Genomic DNA, 18,953 nt, shown 5'->3' with positions numbered 1-18,953 from the left:
CTCAGATCAAGGCTCAGCTCTGCCGCGATGATTTGTAGACGTTGACGCCGAGTTCGCGAATCTTCTTGCGCAGCGTGTTGCGGTTCAAGCCCAGCAATTCCGCAGCCTTGATCTGGTTGCCGCGGGTTGCCGTCATCGAAGCCAGGACGAGGGGGAACTCGACCTCGGACAGGATGCGCTGATAAAGCCCCGCCGGCGGCAATTCGCCGGCAAAGGAAGCGAAATAGCGCTGCAGGAAGTGCTCGACCGCCTGCCCGATCGACAAATCGTCGGGGATCAGATTGCCGCCACCCGGCACCACCGGACGTTCGCCGGTCTTGAGCTCCGCCTCGATGATCTCGGCGGAAATCTCGTCCTGCGAATAGAGCGCGGCGAGCCTGCGAACCAGGTTTTCCAGTTCGCGCACATTCCCCGGCCACGGATAGCGCTTCATCAACTCGATGCCGCCGGAAGAAATGCGCTTGGTCTGCAGGCCTTCCATTTCGCCGAGCTTGAAGAAGTGGCGGACGAGGTCCGGCACATCCTCGGAGCGCTCACGCAGCGCCGGCAGCCGGAGCGGCACGACGTTGAGGCGATAGAAAAGATCCTCGCGGAAGAGCCCCTGGTTGATCAGCGTGCGCAGATCCTTGTTGGTGGCAGCGACGATGCGCACGTCGGTCTTGATCGGCGTGCGTCCGCCGACCGTGGTGTACTCGCCCTGCTGCAGCACGCGCAGCAGGCGCGTCTGCGCCTCCATCGGCATGTCGCCGATTTCATCGAGGAACAGCGTGCCGCCTTCGGCCTGCTCGAAGCGGCCGGTCGAGCGGTTCTGCGCGCCGGTGAAGGCACCCTTCTCGTGACCGAACAGTTCCGATTCGATCAGGTCACGCGGGATCGCCGCCATATTGATGGCGACGAAGGGGCCGCCGCGGCGGCGGCCATATTCATGCAGCGCGCGCGCCACCAGCTCCTTGCCGGTGCCGGATTCGCCCGAGATCATCACCGTCAGGTCGGTCTGCATCATGCGCGCCAGCATGCGGTAGATGTCCTGCATGGCCGCCGAGCGGCCGACCAGCGGCATTGCATCGGGCTGCTCTTCCGGCCGCGTATCGATCTTCGGCCGGCGCGGCTCGGAAAGCGCCCGGTTGACGATGTTGAGCAGTTCGGTCAGGTCGAAGGGCTTGGGCAGATATTCGTAAGCGCCGGTTTCGGAGGCGCGGATCGCCGTCATGAATGTGTTCTGGGCGCTCATGACGATAACCGGCAGCTCCGGCCTCGCCTTCTTGATGCGCGGCAGCATGTCGAAGGCGTTTTCGTCCGGCATCACCACATCGGTGATGACCAGATCGCCCTCGCCCGCCGCCACCCAGCGCCAAAGCGTCGAAGCGTTGGAGGTGACGCGCACCTCATGACCGGCGCGTGAAAGCGCCTGGTTGAGGACGGTGCGGATCGCCGCGTCGTCGTCGGCGACGAGAATATTGCCGCGAACGGTCATTTGAGGTCTCCTTCGCCGTCATCATCGGCGCCGTTTGGCGCTTCTTTCCAGGCCGGCATCAGGATGCGGAATGTGGTGCCGCGCGGCGTCGATTCGCATTCGATGATGCCGCCATGCTCGCCGACGATCTTGGCGACCAGCGCAAGACCCAACCCGGAGCCGTTCGGCTTGGTGGTGATGAACGGGTCGAACAGGATCGGCAGGATGTCTTCGGAGACGCCGGAGCCATTGTCGCGCACGCAGAATTCCAGCGGCAGCGACACGCGGTCCTGCGTGCCCGGAACGGAAACACGGATGCCCGGCCGGAAGGCGGTCGACAGCACGATCTCGCCCTGCGGGTCGCTGCCGATCGCCTCGGCAGCGTTCTTGACCAGGTTGAGGAACACCTGGATGAGTTGATCGCGGTTGGCAAACACCGGAGGCAATGAAGGATCATAATCCTCCATTATCTTGATTTTCTTGGAAAAACCGTTCTTGGCAATCGCCTTCACATGGTCGAGCACGACATGGATGTTGACGGGATAGCGGTCGATCGGCCGCTCGTCTGAAAACACCTCCATGCGGTCGACCAGCGATACGATGCGGTCCGTCTCGTCGGTGATCAGCCGCGTCAGCGCACGGTCCTCGTCGGAAGCCGACAGTTCAAGCAGTTGGGCCGCGCCCCGGATGCCGGAGAGCGGGTTCTTGATCTCATGGGCAAGCATTGCCGCCAGACCGGTCACCGAACGTGCGGCACCCCGATGCGTCATCTGCCGGTCGATCTTGTCGGCCATCGACCGTTCCTGGAACATCACCACGACGGAGCCCGGATATTCCGGCACCGGCGCGACGTAGAGATCGACGACCTTCTCGATGCCGAGACGCGGCGACGACACGTCGACCCGATACTCGTTGACCGGAGCCCGACGCTCGCGCACCTGATCGACCAGCGTCAGCAGCGGGCTGCCGAAGGGAATGAGTTTTGACAGCGTGTTGCGGGCGAGCATGTTTGCACTCGAGCGAAAGAAATCTTCCGCGTCGGCGTTGGCATAGGTGATGAAACCTTCCTCGCTGATCATGATCACCGGGCGACGGATGGTGTTGAGCACGATCTGGGCGGCATCCGCCATTTCAGCGCCTTGGTCAGCGGCGGCGTTCATGCGGCGCTCCGCAGGTTCAAGGGTTGCGGATCGCGCGAAAACACATCGCGCAGCAAGGCAATGACGCGCGCGGGCTCGAATGCGGTCAGTATGGCCTTTCGGCTGTCGTCGGCGACGCCGCCGGCATGCCGGTCGAGATACCAGCCAAGGTGTTTGCGCGCCTGGCGCAGGCCGCTTTCGGCGCCGTAGAGCGCCAGCATGTCCTCATAGTGGGCCACGATGTAGTCGGCGACCGCCGTCGAGTCCCGTGGCATGTTTGGCGTCGCCTCGCCGGTCGCTGCGGCCGCAATGCCGCCTGCGATCCAGGGCGCGCCATAATGGGCACGGCCGATCATCACGGCGTCGGCACCCGATTGATCGAGAATGTCGGCCGCTTCCGCCGGCGAAGAGACGTCACCATTGGCGACGACCGGGATGGACACGGCTTCCTTGACGCGGGCGATGGCGCGCCAGTCGGCCTTGCCCTGGTAGAACTGGCAGCGCGTGCGGCCGTGCACGGTCACCATGCTGACACCGGCCTGCTCGGCGCGGCGCGCGAGCATCGGCGCATTGAGCGCGCCTTCGTCCCAGCCAAGCCGCATCTTGACCGTCACCGGCACCTCGACCGCGCCGACAACGGCGTCGATCAGCGACAGTGCGTGGTCGAGATCCAGCATCAATGCCGAACCCGCATAACCGCCGGTAACCTTCTTGGCCGGGCATCCCATGTTGATGTCGATGATGTCGGCGCCCTCACCGGCGGCGATTCTGGCACCTTCGGCCATGTGCATCGCCTCACGGCCTGCCAGCTGAACCATATGGACGGGCAGGCCGGAGTGGCGTATGCGCAGGTTGAAACCGGCCCTGCCCTTGGCGAGCTCGCCGCTGGCAACCATTTCGGATACGACCAGGCCTGCTCCATGCGCGTGGGCACGCTGCCGGAACGGCTCGTCCGTAATCCCCGACATCGGTGCGAGGAACACGCGATTGCGGATTCTCACGCCCCCGACATCGAGCGGCGCGGCCAATTTGGTCAAGTTAACCATGCACAAAAACCAAGCATCTTCATTCGTTGCACATTCTCTAGCCAGAACCGGCGCAATGTGCAACGCGGAATGACGCCACATTAAGGCGCAATTGGGAAAATGCCGGCCTTCGGCTTTGGCCGCGACCAAAGCGCCGCGCGTCCCTGAGGACGCGCAAAAGACGCTTTGGAATTTCATACTTAGCGCACGATCTTTCCGAAAACCGATTACACTTTTCGGGATCGTGCGCTAGGACCAAACAGGCATGACTGACGCAAGTGAAAATCACGTTTCGGGTGCGGATGGCAAGGTCGCGGTGGTGATCGTTGCGGCCGGCCGTGGTGCGCGCGCCGGACAGGCCAACGGACCGAAGCAATATCAACACATTGGCGGCTTTGCCGTCATTGCACACACGCTGGACATTTTTCTGGCCCACCCGCGGACCAGCGAGATCGTCGTCGCCATTCATGCCGATGACCATGAGCTGTTCCGGCAGGCGGCGGGCGCCAATGCCGAGCGCGTCATCGCCATCATGGGCGGGGCGACGAGGCAGGAATCCGTTCGGCTCGGCCTGCTTGCCCTTAGAGGCCAGGCGCCGGCGCAGGTCCTGATCCATGACGCCGTGCGTCCGTTTGTCGATGCGGACCTGATAGATCGCACCATCGCCGCCATCGGCGAGCGCGAGGGCGCGTTGCCCGCTTTGCCCGTCGCCGACACGCTGAAGCGCGAATCGGCCTCCGGCGTGGTTGGCGAAACCGTATCGCGCAGCGGGCTTCACGCGGCGCAAACGCCACAGGGCTTTCCGTTCTGGCCCATTCTTGCCGCGCACGAGAAAGCCCATCATCTGGGAAAAATGGATTTTACCGACGATGCCGCGATCGCCGAATGGGCGCATATTCCGGTCAAGATCGTTCCGGGCTCGCCGGACAATGTCAAACTCACCTGGGCACGGGATATTGCGATGGCGGACCAGCGGCTTTCCGGCGAACGCGTGCGCTTTCCCGACATCCGTACCGGCAATGGCTACGACGTCCACGCCTTCGAACCGGGAGACCATGTCACTTTGTGTGGCGTCGCCATAGCGCACGACAAGAAGCTGTCCGGCCATTCCGACGCCGATGTCGGTCTGCACGCCTTGACCGATGCGCTGCTGGCGACTTGCGGCGCCGGCGACATCGGCACGCATTTTCCGCCATCCGACCCGCAGTGGAAAGGCGCTGCGTCGCGCATATTCGTCGAGCATGCGGCGAAACTGGTCCGCGCGCGCGGCGGCCGCATCGCCAATGCCGACATCACGCTGATCTGCGAAGCGCCGCGCGTCGGCCCGCATCGCGAGGCCATGACCGCAGCCCTTTCGCAGATGCTGGCAATTACGCCGGATCGCATCTCGATCAAGGCCACAACCAATGAGAAGCTCGGCTTTGTCGGGCGTGAGGAAGGCATTGCGGCGATCGCCACCGCCAGCGTGGTGTTTCCCGGCGAGGTGCCGGAATGACCCACAACGAGCTGGCAAATGCCCTGCTGCAAGCCTGCCAGAGACGCGGCATTATGCTGGCAACGGCGGAAAGCTGCACCGGCGGCATGATCATCGCCGCGTTGACTGACATCGCCGGCTCGTCCGCCGTGATCGATCGTGGCTTCATCACCTATTCCAACGAAGCCAAGATGGACATGCTCGGTGTTTCCGCCGCCACGCTCGAGGCGCATGGCGCGGTTTCAGGCGAGACTGCAATTGAAATGGCGGCAGGCGCGCTTGCCCGTTCGCGCGCCGGGCTGACCCTGGCGGTCACCGGGATCGCTGGGCCTGGCGGCGGTTCGGCGGAAAAACCGGTCGGCCTGGTCTGGTTCGGGGTTGCGCTGGACGGCCGACCGATTGTCGCCGAGCACCAGCTCTTTGCAGACAAAGGCCGCGATTTCATTCGTCGCGAAACGGTCCGGCAAGCGCTGGAGCTGGGCCTGCTTGCGCTCGGCTAACCTTAGAGCAATTCCAGGAAAAGTGTGAAACGCTTTTCCGTCCGGAATTGCGTAAAAACAAGGAGTTAGAGCGGGTCGCCGTTTCCGTGAAACGGTGAACTGCTCTAGACCCGGGGTGCTGCACCGTAGATGACGTCGGCGCGCTTCTCAAAGGCTTCGGCGAACATGCGGAAGGCGCGATCGAACATGGTCCCCATGACCGCGCCCAGAATACGGCTCTTGAACTCGTAGTCGATGAAGAAGCGGACGGTGCAACCGACGCCGTCCGCTTCGAAACGCCAGACGTTGCTCAAATATTTGAACGGCCCGTCGATGTACTTCACCTCGATGGTGTTCTCGGCGGGCTTCAGCAGCACCTGCGTCGTGAAGGTTTCGCGGATCGCCTTGTAGCCGATGCTCATGTCGGCAAGCAGAACCGTGCGCCCGTCACGCTCCTTGCGCGAGCGAACCGTCAGCGCTTCGCAAAGCGGCAGGAATTGCGGATAGGATTCAACATCGGCGACCAGCGCGAACATCTGCTCGGGTGTATGGGATACGCGTCGGGTGGCTTCGAATTTTGGCATGAAACCAGCGGGTTAAGCTGTTTTCTTGAGAATCGCTTCCCGTGCCGCACGCAGCTTGGCGAAATCGTCGCCGGCGTGATGCGACGAACGCGTCAGCGGGCTGGACGCCACCAGCAGGAAACCCTTGGTCCGGCCGATCGTCTCGAAAGATTTAAACTCCTCCGGAGTGACGAAGCGGATCACCGGATGGTGCTTCTTCGACGGCTGCAGGTACTGGCCGATGGTCATGAAGTCGACATTGGCGGACCGCAGATCGTCCATCAGCTGCAGGATTTCATTCCGTTCTTCGCCCAGCCCCACCATGATGCCGGACTTGGTGAAGATCGACGGATCAAGCTCCTTGACCCGCTGCAACAGCCGGATCGAATGGAAATAGCGGGCGCCCGGACGAACCGTCAGATAGTTCGACGGTACGGTTTCGAGATTGTGGTTGAAGACGTCGGGCTTGGCGGCCACGACGACCTCCAGCGCGCCGTCCTTGCGCAGGAAGTCGGGCGTCAGGATTTCGATCGTCGTCAGCGGCGTTGCCGCCCGGATGGCGCGAATGACTTCGGCGAAATGCTGCGCACCGCCATCGGCGAGATCGTCGCGGTCGACCGAGGTGATGACGACATGGGTAAGGCCCATCTGCTTGACCGCATGCGCGACACGGGCCGGCTCATCCGGGTCAAGCGCGGTTGGAATGCCCGTGGCGACGTTGCAGAAGGCGCAGGCGCGGGTGCAGATCTCGCCCATGATCATGAAGGTGGCGTGCTTCTTTTCCCAGCATTCGCCGATGTTGGGGCAGCCGGCCTCTTCGCAGACCGTCACCAGCTTGTGCGATTTGACGATTTCGCGCGTTTCGGCATAGCCCTTCGACATCGGCGCCTTGACGCGGATCCAGTCGGGCTTGCGCAGCACGTCCTGGTCAGGCTTGTGCGCCTTTTCCGGATGCCGCAAGCGCGGGGCGTTGGCGATCGTATCGAGGACAGTGACCATCGGGAAACCTGGTTCATTCGCGACGCCAGTCAGGCGTTCGCTGTCATAACGTCATCTAGGACTTTTCAACGCAAAGAAAAAGGCCGCCGCGGCGCATGCCGCAACAGCCTTTTTCGCATGGCAGCTTTTCAGTGATGCTAACGACGCACCAGACGCCCGGCCCAGATCAGCAGGCAGGCACCGATAAAGCCGGTGATCAGATAGGCAATCCAGCCGACGCCGAACGGGCCAAAATTGAGAGCCTGCAGAATGGCGTTCAGCACGACCGCGCCGACGATGCCCATAACGATGTTCATGAAGATGCCGGTGTCGCTCTTCATGAACATTTCGGCGAACCAGCCTGCCAGGCCGCCGATGATGATGGCTGCTATCCAGCCGACGCCATTCAGGTGCATATGCCTTCTCCTTGTGTGATGCGTGAAAACGCATCCGCAAACGAAGTACCTTGCCGCCGGGTTCCATCTGTAGCAGCGCTTTCAATCTATCAGGCGTTGAGCGCGCGGCCATAGGCGTCGAGCACGCTTTCCTTCATCATCTCCGACAGCGTCGGGTGCGGGAAGATGGTGTGCATCAGCTCTTCCTCGGTCGTCTCCAGGTTAATCGCCACGACAAAGCCCTGGATCAGTTCGGTCACTTCGGCACCCACCATGTGAGCGCCGAGCAACTGGCCAGTCTTCCTGTCGAAGATGGTCTTGATGAAGCCCTGATCCTCGCCGAGCGCAATGGCCTTGCCGTTGGCGGCGAACTGGAAGCGGCCGACGCGGATATCCTTGCCCTCGGCCTTGGCTTTCGCTTCCGTCAGGCCGACCGAGGCAACCTGTGGATTGCAGTAGGTGCAGCCCGGAATCTTCAGCTTGTCGGTGGCATGCACGCCGGGAAAATTGGCGATCTTCTCGATGCACACCACGCCTTCATGTTCGGCCTTGTGGGCAAGCATCGGCGGGCCGGCGACATCGCCGATGGCATAGATGCCCGGCACGTTGGTCTTGCCGTAGCCATCGATGACGACGCAGCCACGCTCCGTCTTCACGCCAAGCGCCTCGAGTCCGAGGCCCTCGATGTTGCCCTGCACGCCGACGGCCGAGATCATTCGATCGGCGGTGATCTTCTCAACCTTGCCGTCCTTCATCTCGACATGCGCCGTGACCGAATTGGGACCCTTCTCGACTTTGGTCACCTTGGCTTCGAGGATGATCTCCATGCCTTGCTTCTCGAACTGCTTTTGCGCGAATTTCGAGACTTCGGCATCCTCGACCGGCATCACTGCCGGCAGCAGCTCGACCACCGTTACTTCGGCGCCCATGGTGCGGTAGAAGGAGGCGAATTCGATGCCGATGGCACCCGATCCCATGACCAGCAGCGACTTCGGCATCTCCTTCGGCACCATGGCCTCGAAATAGGTCCAGATCAGTCTGCCGTCAGGCTCGATGCCGGGCAGCGCGCGTGGCCGCGCGCCGGTCGCCAGGATGATGTGCTTGGCGGTGTAGGTGCCCTCGCCCTTGACGCCTTTCGGCACCGGCGGCTGCGGCTCCATCGGCTTCTTGGCCGTCTTGGATACAACGATCTCACCCGGCTTCGAAAGCTTGGCCTCGCCCCAGATGACGTCGACCTTGTTCTTCTTCATCAGGAAGGCAACGCCGCCATTCAACCGCAGCGAGACCTTTCGCGAGCGATCGACCACGGCCGCTGTATCGACGCTGACTTTGCCGTCGAGCTTCAACCCGTAATCCTTCAGGTGATCCGAATAGTGCATGATCTCGGCCGAACGCAGCAGCGCCTTGGTCGGGATGCAGCCCCAGTTAAGGCAAATGCCGCCGAGATGCTCGCGCTCGACGATCGCCGTCTTGAAGCCGAGTTGCGCGGAACGCACCGCGGTGACATAGCCGCCAGGGCCGGAGCCGATGATGATGACGTCGTAGGATTCAGACATTTTATGGTCCTTATTGAAGCGAGGCTTCACCGAAAGAAGGTTTTGGTATCGACCATGGCTCTTGCTTCAGCATTGGAGGCCTGAAAGTGGGCTCATGCATCAATACCGAAAGGGCATCGGAAACCCAGAGCCCTAGAAGCGCGTAGCCTGCAAGAAGCCGACTTCGGCGGCCTTGCCAATGCACAGCCAACCAGATGCCGATGATCAGAAATGCATCGACTATCATGTCGCTAACATCACACGCACCAGCGGCGCCAGCGCCTTGCCGATGTTTCGCGTGTTTTCGGCGTCGAGATGGACGCCGTCGAGAGGGGTGGTTTGCGCCACGCTGCCGGCGTCGAAGAAGCCACAGCCGGCTTCGTCGGCGAGCGCGGCATATTGCGGTGCCAAAAACTTCGAGGCGTCATCGCCACCGGCGAACATTTCCTTGAAGTCGGCATTTTCGGTGCGGCTGACGACAGGCGGCGAGACGATCAGTATCTGCGGCGCGGGCCAGTCGAACGGATAGTCGTGACCGCGCACGATGTCGATCAGCCGCTGAATGCCCTGCTTGGCCGCGACGGGATTGCCGTGGATCCACGGCTTCATGTCGTTGGCGCCGAGCATGATGGCAATCAGGTCGATCGGCGCATGGGTCGTCAGGACGGTTGGCAGCAGTTTTGCACCGTTGCGGTCCGCACCGGCCAGATGATCGTCGAAGGCCGTGGTGCGGCCGTTGAGGCCATCGGCAATCACTTGCACGCCGGCGCCTAACGCTGCCTGCAGCACGCTCGGCCAGCGGTCTTCCAGCGCATGGCGGCCACCTTCGGCATTGTAGCCCCAGGTTAGCGAGTCGCCGTAGCAAAGAACCGTCTTCATGCGCCCACCTGTGCGTTAATCGAGCCGCGCCTCAACCGCCAGCGCACGAACAGCCAGTGAACCAGCACAGTGGCCAGGTTCGGCAAAACCAGGCCGGCGATGATTGGCAGGTCGCCTCCCCACTGGCGCTTGCCGATCGGTTGAGAGAACGTCCAACCGATCAGGCCGAGCCCGATCAGCACGAACAGGAGAATTGCGCAGAGGGCCAGCCAGTTGATGATCGTCGGTGCGTTCGAAAAAAGCTGCGCGATGAAAAACACGATCGTTGCAACAATGGTGACAAGCACCGACGTCATGAACACCAGAATGTATTCTTCCTGCGCATGGGTTGCGACCGCCAGCTGTTGAGCAACCAGGCCGCCTGCCAATCCTGACAGGAAAAACGCCATGAGGGAGGTGAAGAAGATCCGCACCGCCCTCTCCGTCCTAGACCAGCATGCCCATCGGGTTCTCGATCAGCCGCTTGAAGGCGACCAGCAGTTCAGCCCCAAGCGCGCCGTCGACGGCGCGGTGATCGGTCGACAGCGTCACCGACATCACGGTGGCGATCTTGATCTCGCCATTCTTGACCACCGCCCGCTCCTCGCCGGCGCCGACCGCCAGGATGGTCGCATGCGGCGGGTTGATGACCGCAGCAAAATCCTTGATGCCGAACATGCCGAGGTTGGACACCGCCGTGGTGCCGCCCTGATACTCTTCCGGCTTCAGCTTGCGGCTGCGCGCACGGCTGGCCAGGTCCTTCATCTCGTTGGAGATGGTGGACAGCGTCTTTTCGTCGGCCTTGCGGATAATCGGCGTGATCAGGCCACCGGGGATCGACACGGCAACGCCGACATCGGCATGCTTGTGCTTGACCATGGCGCTTTCGGTCCATGAGGCATTGGCATCCGGCACCGCCTTCAGCGCCATGGCCATCGCCTTGATGACCATATCGTTGACCGACAGCTTGTAGGCCGGAGCGTCGCCCTTGTCAGTCTTCTTCACCGGGGCAGCCGCATTGATCTGCGTGCGCAGCGCCAGCAGCGCATCGAGTTCGCAATCGAGCGTCAGGTAGAAATGCGGGATGGTGGACTTGGCCTCGACCAGGCGCCGCGCAATGGTCTTGCGCATATTGTCATGCGGGACGAGGTCGTAGGAGCCCTGTTCGAACAGTTTCAGGACCTGATCATCCGACATCGCCTTTACCGCAGGCGCAGGAGCGCCAGCAGGAGCCTTGGCGGCAGGCGCCGCCTGGGCACCTCCACCGGCAATCGCCGCGTCGACATCCGACTTCACCACCCGGCCATGTGGGCCGGTGCCAGTCACGGCAGACACATCGACACCGGCCTCCTTCGCGATGCGGCGTGCAAGCGGCGACGCGAAGGTGCGCTCGCCAGCCGCATGGCCGTTGGCAACCGGAGCCGCATCTGCCTTGGATGCGGTCGCGACCGGTTCGGCCTTGGGTGTCTCAGCCTTCGGTGCGTCAGCCTTGGGAGCCTCCGCTTTCGGCGTCTCGGCTTTGGCTGGTGCGGCAGTATCGCCGCTTTTCGCGGCAGCGCCCGCATCCTCGCCCTCTCCGGCGAGCACGGCGATCAGCGCATTGACCTTGACGCCTTCGGTGCCGGCGGGAACGACGAGCTTGGCAACCGTGCCCTCATCGACAGCCTCGACTTCCATCGTCGCCTTGTCGGTCTCGATCTCGGCAATCACATCGCCCGGCGAAACCTTGTCGCCTTCCTTGACGAGCCACTTGGACAGATTGCCCTCTTCCATCGTGGGCGACAGGGCCGGCATGGTGATGTTGATTGGCATTTTGTCCTCCCGCCCGGTTCAGCGATACATGACGGCTTTGACCGCCTCGATGACTTCGCCGACATTCGGCAACGCCAGCTTCTCGAGGTTCGCCGCATAAGGCATCGGCACATCCTTGCCGGCGATGGTGATGACCGGCGCGTCAAGAAAATCGAAGGCGCGCTGCGACACCTGGTTGGCGATATGGTCGCCGACCGAGTTCTGCGGATAACCTTCCTCCACCACCACCAGGCGGTTGGTCTTCTTGACCGAGGCGATGATGGTGTCGAGATCGAGCGGCCGGATCGTGCGCAAGTCGATGATCTCGGCATCGATGCCAAGGCCACGCAGTTCCGCTTCAGCCTTGACCGCATAGGTCATGCCGATGCCGAAGGAGACGATGGTGACATCCTTGCCTGATTTATGGATGCGCGCCTTGCCGATCGGCAGCACGAAATCGTCCAGCTTCGGCACGTCGAAGGACTGACCGTAGAGGATTTCATTCTCGAGGAAGATGATCGGGTTCGGATCGCGGATCGCTGCCTTCAACAAGCCCTTGGCGTCAGCGGCGGTGTAGGGCATCACCACTTTCAGGCCCGGAATGTGGCTGTACCAGGCGGCATAGCACTGCGAGTGCTGAGCGGCGACGCGTGCGGCGGCGCCGTTCGGTCCACGGAACACGATCGGCGCGCCCATCTGGCCGCCCGACATATAGAGGGTCTTGGCGGCCGAGTTGATGATCTGGTCGATCGCCTGCATGGCGAAGTTGAAGGTCATGAACTCGACGATCGGCTTCAGGCCGGCCATCGCCGCACCCACGCCAACGCCGGCAAAGCCATGCTCGGTGATCGGCGTGTCGACGACGCGCCGCGGCCCGAATTCCTGCAGCAGGCCTTGCGTGATCTTGTAGGCGCCCTGGTATTCGGCAACCTCCTCGCCCATGACGAAGACATCGCCGTCGCGGCGCATTTCCTCGGCCATCGCATCGCGCAGCGCTTCGCGCACCGTGGTCGAGACCATTTCCGTGCCGGCCGGAATGTCCGGATCGGCGGCGATTTCCGTCTTCGGAGCAGCAGCCACCGGCGCAGCCGGCTTTGCGGCCTCCGCCTTATCCTCTGCGGCCGCCGGAGCCTCTGCCTTTGCAGGCGCTTCCGCCTTGGCGGGCGCCGCGGCCTTGCCGATATCCCCGGCACTTTCGCCGTCCTGTAGCAGCACGGCGATCGGTGTGTTGACCTTGACGCCTTCGGTACCGGCGGCGATCAGGATCTTGCCCAGCGTGCCTTCGTCAACGGCTTCGACTTCCATCGTCGCCTTGTCGGTCTCGATCTCGGCGATGACGTCGCCGGCGACGACTTTGTCGCCCTCGTTCTTCAACCACTTCGAAAGATTGCCCTCTTCCATGGTCGGCGAGAGAGCGGGCATGAGAATTTCGATCGGCATGTCCTTGCCCTCCCGTTACAATACGATATCGGTCCAGAGCTCGGACGGATCCGGCTCCGCGTCGTTCTGGGCAAATTCGGCGGCATCCGCGACAATGTCGCGGACCTCCTTGTCGATGGTCTTGAGCTCGTCCTCGATCGCCCACTTCTTTTCCATCAGCCGTGCCTTGACCTGCTCGATCGGGTCATGGTCCGAGCGCATCTTCTGCACTTCTTCCTTCGAGCGGTATTTGGCCGGGTCGGACATCGAGTGACCGCGATAGCGGTAGGTCTGCATTTCGAGAATGATCGGCCCATTGCCGGCGCGGCACCATTCGGTCGCCTGGTCGCCGGCGGCCTTGACGGCGCGGACATCCATGCCGTCGACCTGGATGCCGGGAATCTTGAACGAGGCGCCACGGTGCGAAAAATTGGTTTCCGCCGAAGAGCGCGACACCGAGGTGCCCATGGCATAGCGGTTGTTCTCGATGATGTAGATCACCGGCAGCTTCCACAGCGAGGCCATGTTGAAGCTTTCATAGACCTGGCCCTGGTTGGCCGCGCCATCGCCGAAATAGGTCAGCGAAACATTGTTGTTGTCGCGGTAGCGGTTGGCGAAGGCCAACCCCGTGCCGAGCGACACCTGCGCGCCGACGATGCCGTGGCCGCCGTAAAAGTGCTTTTCCTTGGAGAACATGTGCATGGAGCCGCCCTTGCCCCGGGACAGGCCGCCCCGACGCCCGGTCAACTCGGCCATGACGCCGCGCGGCGACAGTTCCATCGCCAGCATGTGGCCGTGGTCGCGATAGGCGGTGATCATCTGATCGCCATCGATCAGTGCCATCTTCATGCCGGTGACGACCGCTTCCTGGCCGATATAGAGGTGGCAGAAGCCGCCGATGAAACCCATGCCGTAAAGCTGGCCGGCCTTTTCCTCGAAACGACGGATGAGCAGCATGTGCCGGTAAGCGGCAAGCTCTTCGTCCTTGGTGAATTCGGCAGGCTTGGGGGCCGAAAGCCCCGATTTGCCGTCGGATTTGGATTTGGCAGGCGCTTTTCTGGCGGCGGTGGCCATGCATCACTCCCTGTTGGCGTCTCTTTGTGGACATTAGAGCAGATGAAATCTGCTCTGGGGAGATCAGCTCTTCCCCACCGATTTAAGGGAGGCTAACACGCGTCAAAGCGTTGCGCCATGCCGAATTTGCATAGCTGGCATGCGCCTAAGCGATTAAAATCATTGAAAATATTGATGATTAACTTGAAATCAGTTATTTCGACGAGGTCGGCAACATAATGGTGATTTCGTCAGCCTGGGACAGATTGAGCGCCTTGCGTGCCTGCTCATCGAGCATGTCCTTTTCGAGCGTGCCTTCATGCATCAACCGAACGCGGCGCTCGAGTTCCATGCGGCGCGCCTTGATCACATCGAGCTGGCCTTGCAGCGCCACCGTCTGGGCTTCCAGCTGATATTTCGAATAGATGCCGAATTCGCCGTGATAGGCGTGGAAGCCGAAATAGGCCAGGAACGCCACGCAAAGCGAGGGAATGATCAGTCGGCCGGTGTTTCTCTGCTTGTGCTGACGCGTCCACATGATCCAAATCCTCGCGGCCGCGAACTCAGGCGGCTCACGATCTTTTTCGCCCGATTGTGCTTAACGGACGGTTACGGGTGTCCTGTTGGGCGGCGTCGAAACAAAAAAGGGCGGGAATGCTCCCGCCCTTTTGTCCGGTATCGATGAGCCGGTGTTTCTGGATCAGCCCTTGACCACCGACTTGCCGGCATAGCTTGCCTGCTTGCCGAGTTCTTCCTCGATGCGGATCAGCTGGTTGTACTTGGCCATGCGGTCGGAGCGCGACAGCGAGCCTGTCTTGATCTGTCCGCAATTGGTGGCAACCGCGAGATCGGCGATGGTCGAATCCTCGGTTTCGCCCGAGCGGTGCGACATGACGGCAGTGTAGCCGGCCTTGTGCGCGGTCTCTACGGCGTCGAGCGTTTCCGTCAGCGAGCCGATCTGGTTGACCTTGACGAGGATCGAATTGGCAACGCCCATGCGGATGCCGTCGCGCAGCCGCGCCGTATTGGTGACGAACAGGTCGTCGCCGACTAGCTGCGTCTTCTTGCCGATCAGGCCGGTCAGGTACTTCCAGCCTTCCCAGTCGTCCTCGGCCAAGCCGTCCTCGATCGAGATGATCGGATAGTCGGCGGCAAGCTTGGCCAGGTATTTGGCCTGGGCCCTGGGATCGCGCGTCTTCTTCTCGCCCTCATAGACGTAGTTGCCGTCCTTGAAGAACTCGGTCGCGGCGCAATCGAGGCCCAGCGCGATCTCGTCGCCCGGCTTGAAGCCGGCCTGCTCGATCGATTCCATGATGAAATCGAGCGCCACAGGCGCGCTTTTCAGGTTCGGGGCAAAGCCGCCCTCGTCGCCGACATTGGTGTTGTGGCCGGCGTCCTTCAGTTTCTTGCGCAGCGTATGGAAGATTTCCGAACCCCAGCGGACACCTTCGCGCAGCGTCGGCGCGCCGATCGGCAGGATCATGAATTCCTGGAAATCGATCGGGTTGTCGGCATGCGCGCCGCCATTGATGATGTTCATCATCGGTACCGGCAGGAGATGCGCCTTGGTGCCGCCGACATAGCGGTAGAGCGGCAGGCCGGCGGCATCGGCGGCCGCCTTGGCCACCGCTAGCGAAACGCCAAGAATGGCATTGGCGCCAAGCCGGCTCTTGTTGGGCGTGCCGTCAAGCTCGATCATGGTCTGGTCGATATGGATCTGGTTTTCGGCTTCCATGCCGCCGATGGCCTCGAACAGCTCGCCGTTCACCGCTTCGACGGCCCTGAGCACGCCCTTGCCGAGATAGCGGGCGCCACCGTCGCGCAGTTCGACGGCCTCGTGGGCGCCGGTCGAAGCACCCGACGGCACCGCCGCGCGGCCCATCGAGCCGTCTTCGAGAATGACATCGACCTCGACGGTCGGATTTCCACGGCTGTCCAGGATTTCACGCCCGACAATGTCGATGATGGCGGTCATTTGCGATGTCCTCGATTGATCTGAAGAATGCCGCACGTCTTAGCCAAAGTGCTGCAAAAGGCAATCGGCCGGCCGGCAATTATTGCCGCGGCATCAGCCTCTGAACGATTCACGAAGCGCAAATCGCTGTCATCATAAGTCATGTACGGTCGGCTGACTTCCGGTTAAGGTGCAGCGCGCGGGGCGAAACAGGAGGAGTTTCGCCATGTCCCAGTTGAGTGGTATCGTGAGTCTGTTCCTGATCGCGGCGGCATTCCTGACGTCGTGCGACAATCAGCAGTCGCCGCCGAAGGCGATGGCCCCCTTACATGTCAGCGAATAAGCCAGAATACAAAGCGGCCCCGTCTCTCGACGGGGCCGCTTTGTCGTTGCTGTCAATGCCAGTAAGGCGTGACCTTGTAGTAATTGTAAGATTCGTCGCGCGCCACCTCGCCATCCGCCCCGCTCAATTCGTTGATCGAATAGGCAGGCGCCGCTCTGAGTTGTTCCTTGGAAAACGGCACGACATAGCCGCCCTTGTCCTCATCATAGTCGAGGCTTGCCCACGGAATGGCGTGATATTTTTCGCCAATGCCGAGGAAGCCGCCAAAACCGATCACCGCGAACATGATGCCGTTCGTCATCTTGTCGAGCATCACATCCTCGATGCTTCCGATGCTCGTGCCTTCGGTATTGTAGACCGATGTACCGATGACCCGTGAAGCGGCGATGGCTTGGGTGTGACCTGTCTGGGTTGTCATGATTGTGCTCCTCATTGTGGTTTAGAACCATACTTGGACAATGAGGGGCGCGGGCGAAGGTTCCCGACTTTTTCGGCGACGCCCGGTCACTCCGAGAGGATGAAGGTAACCTTCATATTGACGCGATAAGCAACAATCTTGCCGTCTTGGACGACGATCTTCTGGTCCTGGATCTAAGCGCCCTCGACGTTCTTCAGGGTTTTCGAGGCGCGCGCAATTCCCTGTTCGATGGCGTCCTGAAAGCTCTTCTTCGACGACGATGTGATTTCGGTGACGCGGGCGACGGACATGGCTTCCTCCTGCCAAAACGCTCAGTTGCAAGGCAAGCGTATAGCCGGCTCGTGCCTTCCACAAGCGCCGGCAGTCGGCAGGGTATGCGTCCGGCCTTAGAGGCCCTTGGCGATACGGTCGAATGCCATCAGCCGCTCGAGCAAGGCTGGCATGTCCTTTAACGGCAGCATGTTCGGGCCATCCGACGAGGTCGAATTGTCAGGATCCTGGTGGGTCTCGATGAACACGCCGGCAACGCCAACAGCGACGGCCGCGCGCGCCAGCGTCTCGACAAAACGACGTTCACCGCCCGAGGACCCGCCCTGCCCGCCCGGTTGAGGACCCGCCCTGCCCGCCCGGTTTTGATGGTGACGACGATGCCGGCACCGACGGTGCGGCCGCCTTCACGGATAGCGAAGCGCAGCTTCTCTTCCATGGCGATCGGCACGATCAGCTCGACATCGACCGTGATGTTGTCGCCCGGCATCACCATCTCGGTGCCTTCCGGCAGCGACACGATGCCGGTCACGTCCGTCGTGCGGAAGTAGAACTGCGGACGGTAGTTGGTGAAGAACGGCGTGTGACGGCCACCTTCGTCCTTGGTCAGGATGTAGGCTTCGGCCACGAACTTCTTGTGCGGCTTCACCGTGCCCGGCTTGGCCAGAACCTGGCCGCGCTCGACACCTTCACGATCAACGCCGCGCAGCAGCGCGCCGATGTTGTCGCCGGCCTGGCCCTGATCGAGCAGCTTGCGGAACATTTCCACGCCCGTGCAGGTCGTCTTGGTCGTCGGACGGATGCCGATRATCTCCAGCTCCTCGCCGACCTTGACCACGCCGCGCTCGACGCGGCCGGTCACGACCGTGCCRCGGCCCGAGATCGAGAACACGTCTTCGATCGGCATCAGGAACGGCTTGTCGAGCGGACGAACCGGCGTCGGGATGTAGGCATCGACCGCAGCCATCAGCTCGCGGATCGCGTCTTCACCGATCTTCTTGTCGCTGTCTTCCAGGGCAGCCAGAGCCGAACCCTTGACGATCGGAATGTCGTCGCCGGGGAATTCGTTCTTGGTCAGAAGCTCGCGAACCTCGAGCTCGACCAGTTCGAGCAGCTCGGCGTCGTCGACCTGGTCGACCTTGTTGAGGAACACCACGATCGACGGCACGCCGACCTGACGCGCCAGCAGGATGTGCTCGCGGGTCTGCGGCATCGGGCCGTCGGCGGCCGACACGACCAGGATCGCGCCGTCCATCTGCGCGGCGCCGGTGATCATGTTCTTCACATAGTCGGCGTGGCCGGGGCAGTCGACGTGAGCGTAGTGGCGGGCAGCCGTCTCGTATTCGACATGCGCCGTCGAGATCGTGATGCCGCGCGCCTTTTCCTCAGGAGCAGCGTCGATCTGGTCGTAGCGCTTGTATTCGCCAAAATACTTGGTGATCGCCGCCGTCAGCGACGTCTTGCCATGGTCGACGTGGCCAATCGTGCCGATGTTCACGTGAGGCTTGTTACGCTCGAATTTACCTTTNTACTTGGTGATCGCCGCCGTCAGCGACGTCTTGCCATGGTCGACGTGGCCAATCGTGCCGATGTTCACGTGAGGCTTGTTACGCTCGAATTTACCTTTTGCCATTGTCTCTTTCCTTGGACGGCCCGGATCTTCAGTTCGGTCGAAGACCTTCAGTTCAGTCGAATGCGGGGCGATTAGCGACAAAGGCCAAAAAACACAAGCGTCTTTTGGCCGGGTGCCGTCTCACTCAGTCCGAACCATCGATCCGATTGCGGGATATGACGCTGATATAGGAAGGC

Annotated in this window: 17 protein-coding genes and 3 pseudogenes; 2 read left to right on the top strand and 18 right to left on the bottom strand. The window is 61.8% G+C overall.

Annotated features, from left to right (window positions below):
* Positions 1–13 precede the first annotated feature (13 nt).
* The 3 genes from ntrC to dusB are packed head-to-tail and all read right to left on the bottom strand — an operon-like array spanning position 14 to position 3,638.
* Positions 14–1,474, bottom strand: coding sequence for a nitrogen regulation protein NR(I) (gene ntrC / locus EJ079_RS23685; RefSeq protein WP_127397068.1), 1,461 nt, complete (start codon positions 1,472–1,474; stop codon positions 14–16).
* The gene (locus EJ079_RS23680) at positions 1,471–2,613 is read right to left on the bottom strand and encodes a nitrogen regulation protein NR(II) (protein WP_127810325.1); all 1,143 of its coding nucleotides are present in this window, start codon (positions 2,611–2,613) and stop codon (positions 1,471–1,473) included. The genes ntrC and EJ079_RS23680 overlap by 4 nt, the downstream gene beginning before the upstream one ends.
* Complete coding sequence (dusB, locus tag EJ079_RS23675; RefSeq protein ID WP_127810324.1) at positions 2,610–3,638, bottom strand: tRNA dihydrouridine synthase DusB; 1,029 nt, start codon at positions 3,636–3,638, stop codon at positions 2,610–2,612. Before dusB ends, EJ079_RS23680 begins: the two co-directional genes overlap by 4 nt.
* A 244-nt stretch (positions 3,639–3,882) precedes the next feature.
* Between dusB and EJ079_RS23670 the strand changes: the two genes are divergently transcribed.
* Complete coding sequence (locus tag EJ079_RS23670; RefSeq protein ID WP_127810323.1) at positions 3,883–5,112, top strand: bifunctional 2-C-methyl-D-erythritol 4-phosphate cytidylyltransferase/2-C-methyl-D-erythritol 2,4-cyclodiphosphate synthase; 1,230 nt, start codon at positions 3,883–3,885, stop codon at positions 5,110–5,112.
* Positions 5,109–5,591, top strand: a complete 483-nt coding sequence (locus tag EJ079_RS23665) for a CinA family protein (protein WP_127810322.1) — start codon at positions 5,109–5,111, stop codon at positions 5,589–5,591. Before EJ079_RS23670 ends, EJ079_RS23665 begins: the two co-directional genes overlap by 4 nt.
* A gap of 104 nt (positions 5,592–5,695) precedes the next feature.
* Here EJ079_RS23665 and EJ079_RS23655 read toward each other — a convergent pair whose 3' ends face one another.
* From EJ079_RS23655 to tuf, 15 genes and pseudogenes are all read right to left on the bottom strand, one after another.
* A complete protein-coding gene (locus tag EJ079_RS23655) occupies positions 5,696–6,154 on the bottom strand; it encodes a type II toxin-antitoxin system RatA family toxin (RefSeq protein WP_127810320.1) in 459 nt (152 codons plus the stop codon).
* A gap of 12 nt (positions 6,155–6,166) precedes the next feature.
* A complete protein-coding gene (gene lipA, locus EJ079_RS23650) occupies positions 6,167–7,132 on the bottom strand; it encodes a lipoyl synthase (RefSeq protein WP_127408712.1) in 966 nt (321 codons plus the stop codon).
* 137 nt (positions 7,133–7,269) lie between these two features.
* Positions 7,270–7,527: a GlsB/YeaQ/YmgE family stress response membrane protein gene (locus EJ079_RS23645; protein WP_127322932.1), complete on the bottom strand. Its 258-nt coding sequence runs from the start codon at positions 7,525–7,527 to the stop codon at positions 7,270–7,272.
* Between the two features lie 89 nt (positions 7,528–7,616).
* Positions 7,617–9,062: a dihydrolipoyl dehydrogenase gene (gene lpdA / locus EJ079_RS23640; RefSeq protein WP_127810319.1), complete on the bottom strand. Its 1,446-nt coding sequence runs from the start codon at positions 9,060–9,062 to the stop codon at positions 7,617–7,619.
* Positions 9,063–9,284: 222 nt separating this feature from the next.
* Positions 9,285–9,920: an SGNH/GDSL hydrolase family protein gene (locus tag EJ079_RS23635; protein WP_127810318.1), complete on the bottom strand. Its 636-nt coding sequence runs from the start codon at positions 9,918–9,920 to the stop codon at positions 9,285–9,287.
* Positions 9,917–10,333, bottom strand: coding sequence for a hypothetical protein (locus tag EJ079_RS23630; protein ID WP_127810317.1), 417 nt, complete (start codon positions 10,331–10,333; stop codon positions 9,917–9,919). Before EJ079_RS23630 ends, EJ079_RS23635 begins: the two co-directional genes overlap by 4 nt.
* A 13-nt stretch (positions 10,334–10,346) precedes the next feature.
* Entirely contained in the window at positions 10,347–11,711 is a 1,365-nt protein-coding gene (locus tag EJ079_RS23625) for a pyruvate dehydrogenase complex dihydrolipoamide acetyltransferase (RefSeq protein ID WP_127810316.1), read from the bottom strand.
* Positions 11,712–11,729: 18 nt separating this feature from the next.
* Positions 11,730–13,130 carry a pyruvate dehydrogenase complex E1 component subunit beta gene (locus EJ079_RS23620; protein ID WP_127810315.1) on the bottom strand — a complete coding sequence of 467 codons (1,401 nt, stop codon included), beginning with the start codon at positions 13,128–13,130 and terminating at the stop codon, positions 11,730–11,732.
* A gap of 15 nt (positions 13,131–13,145) precedes the next feature.
* Positions 13,146–14,183 (bottom strand): pyruvate dehydrogenase (acetyl-transferring) E1 component subunit alpha, encoded by a 1,038-nt coding sequence (gene pdhA, locus EJ079_RS23615; RefSeq protein WP_127810314.1) that lies wholly within the window; start codon positions 14,181–14,183, stop codon positions 13,146–13,148.
* Between the two features lie 193 nt (positions 14,184–14,376).
* Entirely contained in the window at positions 14,377–14,700 is a 324-nt protein-coding gene (locus EJ079_RS23610; protein WP_127270588.1) for a septum formation initiator family protein, read from the bottom strand.
* Positions 14,701–14,862: 162 nt separating this feature from the next.
* Positions 14,863–16,137 (bottom strand): phosphopyruvate hydratase, encoded by a 1,275-nt coding sequence (gene eno, locus EJ079_RS23605; protein ID WP_127397502.1) that lies wholly within the window; start codon positions 16,135–16,137, stop codon positions 14,863–14,865.
* Positions 16,138–16,511: 374 nt separating this feature from the next.
* On the bottom strand, positions 16,512–16,877 hold the full coding sequence (locus tag EJ079_RS23595) for a PRC-barrel domain-containing protein (RefSeq protein WP_127397501.1): 366 nt from the start codon (positions 16,875–16,877) through the stop codon (positions 16,512–16,514).
* A gap of 86 nt (positions 16,878–16,963) precedes the next feature.
* Positions 16,964–17,167 (bottom strand): annotated as a pseudogene (locus EJ079_RS23590) (dodecin family protein).
* A gap of 96 nt (positions 17,168–17,263) precedes the next feature.
* A pseudogene (locus EJ079_RS33600) lies at positions 17,264–17,485 on the bottom strand (3-deoxy-8-phosphooctulonate synthase); the annotation flags it as partial.
* Between the two features lie 35 nt (positions 17,486–17,520).
* Positions 17,521–18,777 (bottom strand): annotated as a pseudogene (tuf, locus tag EJ079_RS23580) (elongation factor Tu); the annotation flags it as partial.
* Positions 18,778–18,953: the final 176 nt, after the last annotated feature.

Origin of the sequence: Mesorhizobium sp. M7A.F.Ce.TU.012.03.2.1 (genome assembly GCF_004006095.1) — a bacterium.
In the GTDB taxonomy this organism is placed as follows: Bacteria; Pseudomonadota; Alphaproteobacteria; order Rhizobiales; family Rhizobiaceae; genus Mesorhizobium.
This window is presented reverse-complemented; position numbering and strand designations above follow the sequence as displayed.

Coding starts and splice junctions, on each gene's coding strand:
- ntrC (WP_127397068.1), bottom strand. CDS start 1,474: ATGACCGTTCGCGGCAATATTCTCGTCGCCGACGACGACGCGGCGATC.
- EJ079_RS23680 (WP_127810325.1), bottom strand. CDS start 2,613: ATGAACGCCGCCGCTGACCAAGGCGCTGAAATGGCGGATGCCGCCCAG.
- dusB (WP_127810324.1), bottom strand. CDS start 3,638: ATGGTTAACTTGACCAAATTGGCCGCGCCGCTCGATGTCGGGGGCGTG.
- EJ079_RS23670 (WP_127810323.1), top strand. CDS start 3,883: ATGACTGACGCAAGTGAAAATCACGTTTCGGGTGCGGATGGCAAGGTC.
- EJ079_RS23665 (WP_127810322.1), top strand. CDS start 5,109: ATGACCCACAACGAGCTGGCAAATGCCCTGCTGCAAGCCTGCCAGAGA.
- EJ079_RS23655 (WP_127810320.1), bottom strand. CDS start 6,154: ATGCCAAAATTCGAAGCCACCCGACGCGTATCCCATACACCCGAGCAG.
- lipA (WP_127408712.1), bottom strand. CDS start 7,132: ATGGTCACTGTCCTCGATACGATCGCCAACGCCCCGCGCTTGCGGCAT.
- EJ079_RS23645 (WP_127322932.1), bottom strand. CDS start 7,527: ATGCACCTGAATGGCGTCGGCTGGATAGCAGCCATCATCATCGGCGGC.
- lpdA (WP_127810319.1), bottom strand. CDS start 9,062: ATGTCTGAATCCTACGACGTCATCATCATCGGCTCCGGCCCTGGCGGC.
- EJ079_RS23635 (WP_127810318.1), bottom strand. CDS start 9,920: ATGAAGACGGTTCTTTGCTACGGCGACTCGCTAACCTGGGGCTACAAT.
- EJ079_RS23625 (WP_127810316.1), bottom strand. CDS start 11,711: ATGCCAATCAACATCACCATGCCGGCCCTGTCGCCCACGATGGAAGAG.
- EJ079_RS23620 (WP_127810315.1), bottom strand. CDS start 13,130: ATGCCGATCGAAATTCTCATGCCCGCTCTCTCGCCGACCATGGAAGAG.
- pdhA (WP_127810314.1), bottom strand. CDS start 14,183: ATGGCCACCGCCGCCAGAAAAGCGCCTGCCAAATCCAAATCCGACGGC.
- EJ079_RS23610 (WP_127270588.1), bottom strand. CDS start 14,700: ATGTGGACGCGTCAGCACAAGCAGAGAAACACCGGCCGACTGATCATT.
- eno (WP_127397502.1), bottom strand. CDS start 16,137: ATGACCGCCATCATCGACATTGTCGGGCGTGAAATCCTGGACAGCCGT.
- EJ079_RS23595 (WP_127397501.1), bottom strand. CDS start 16,877: ATGACAACCCAGACAGGTCACACCCAAGCCATCGCCGCTTCACGGGTC.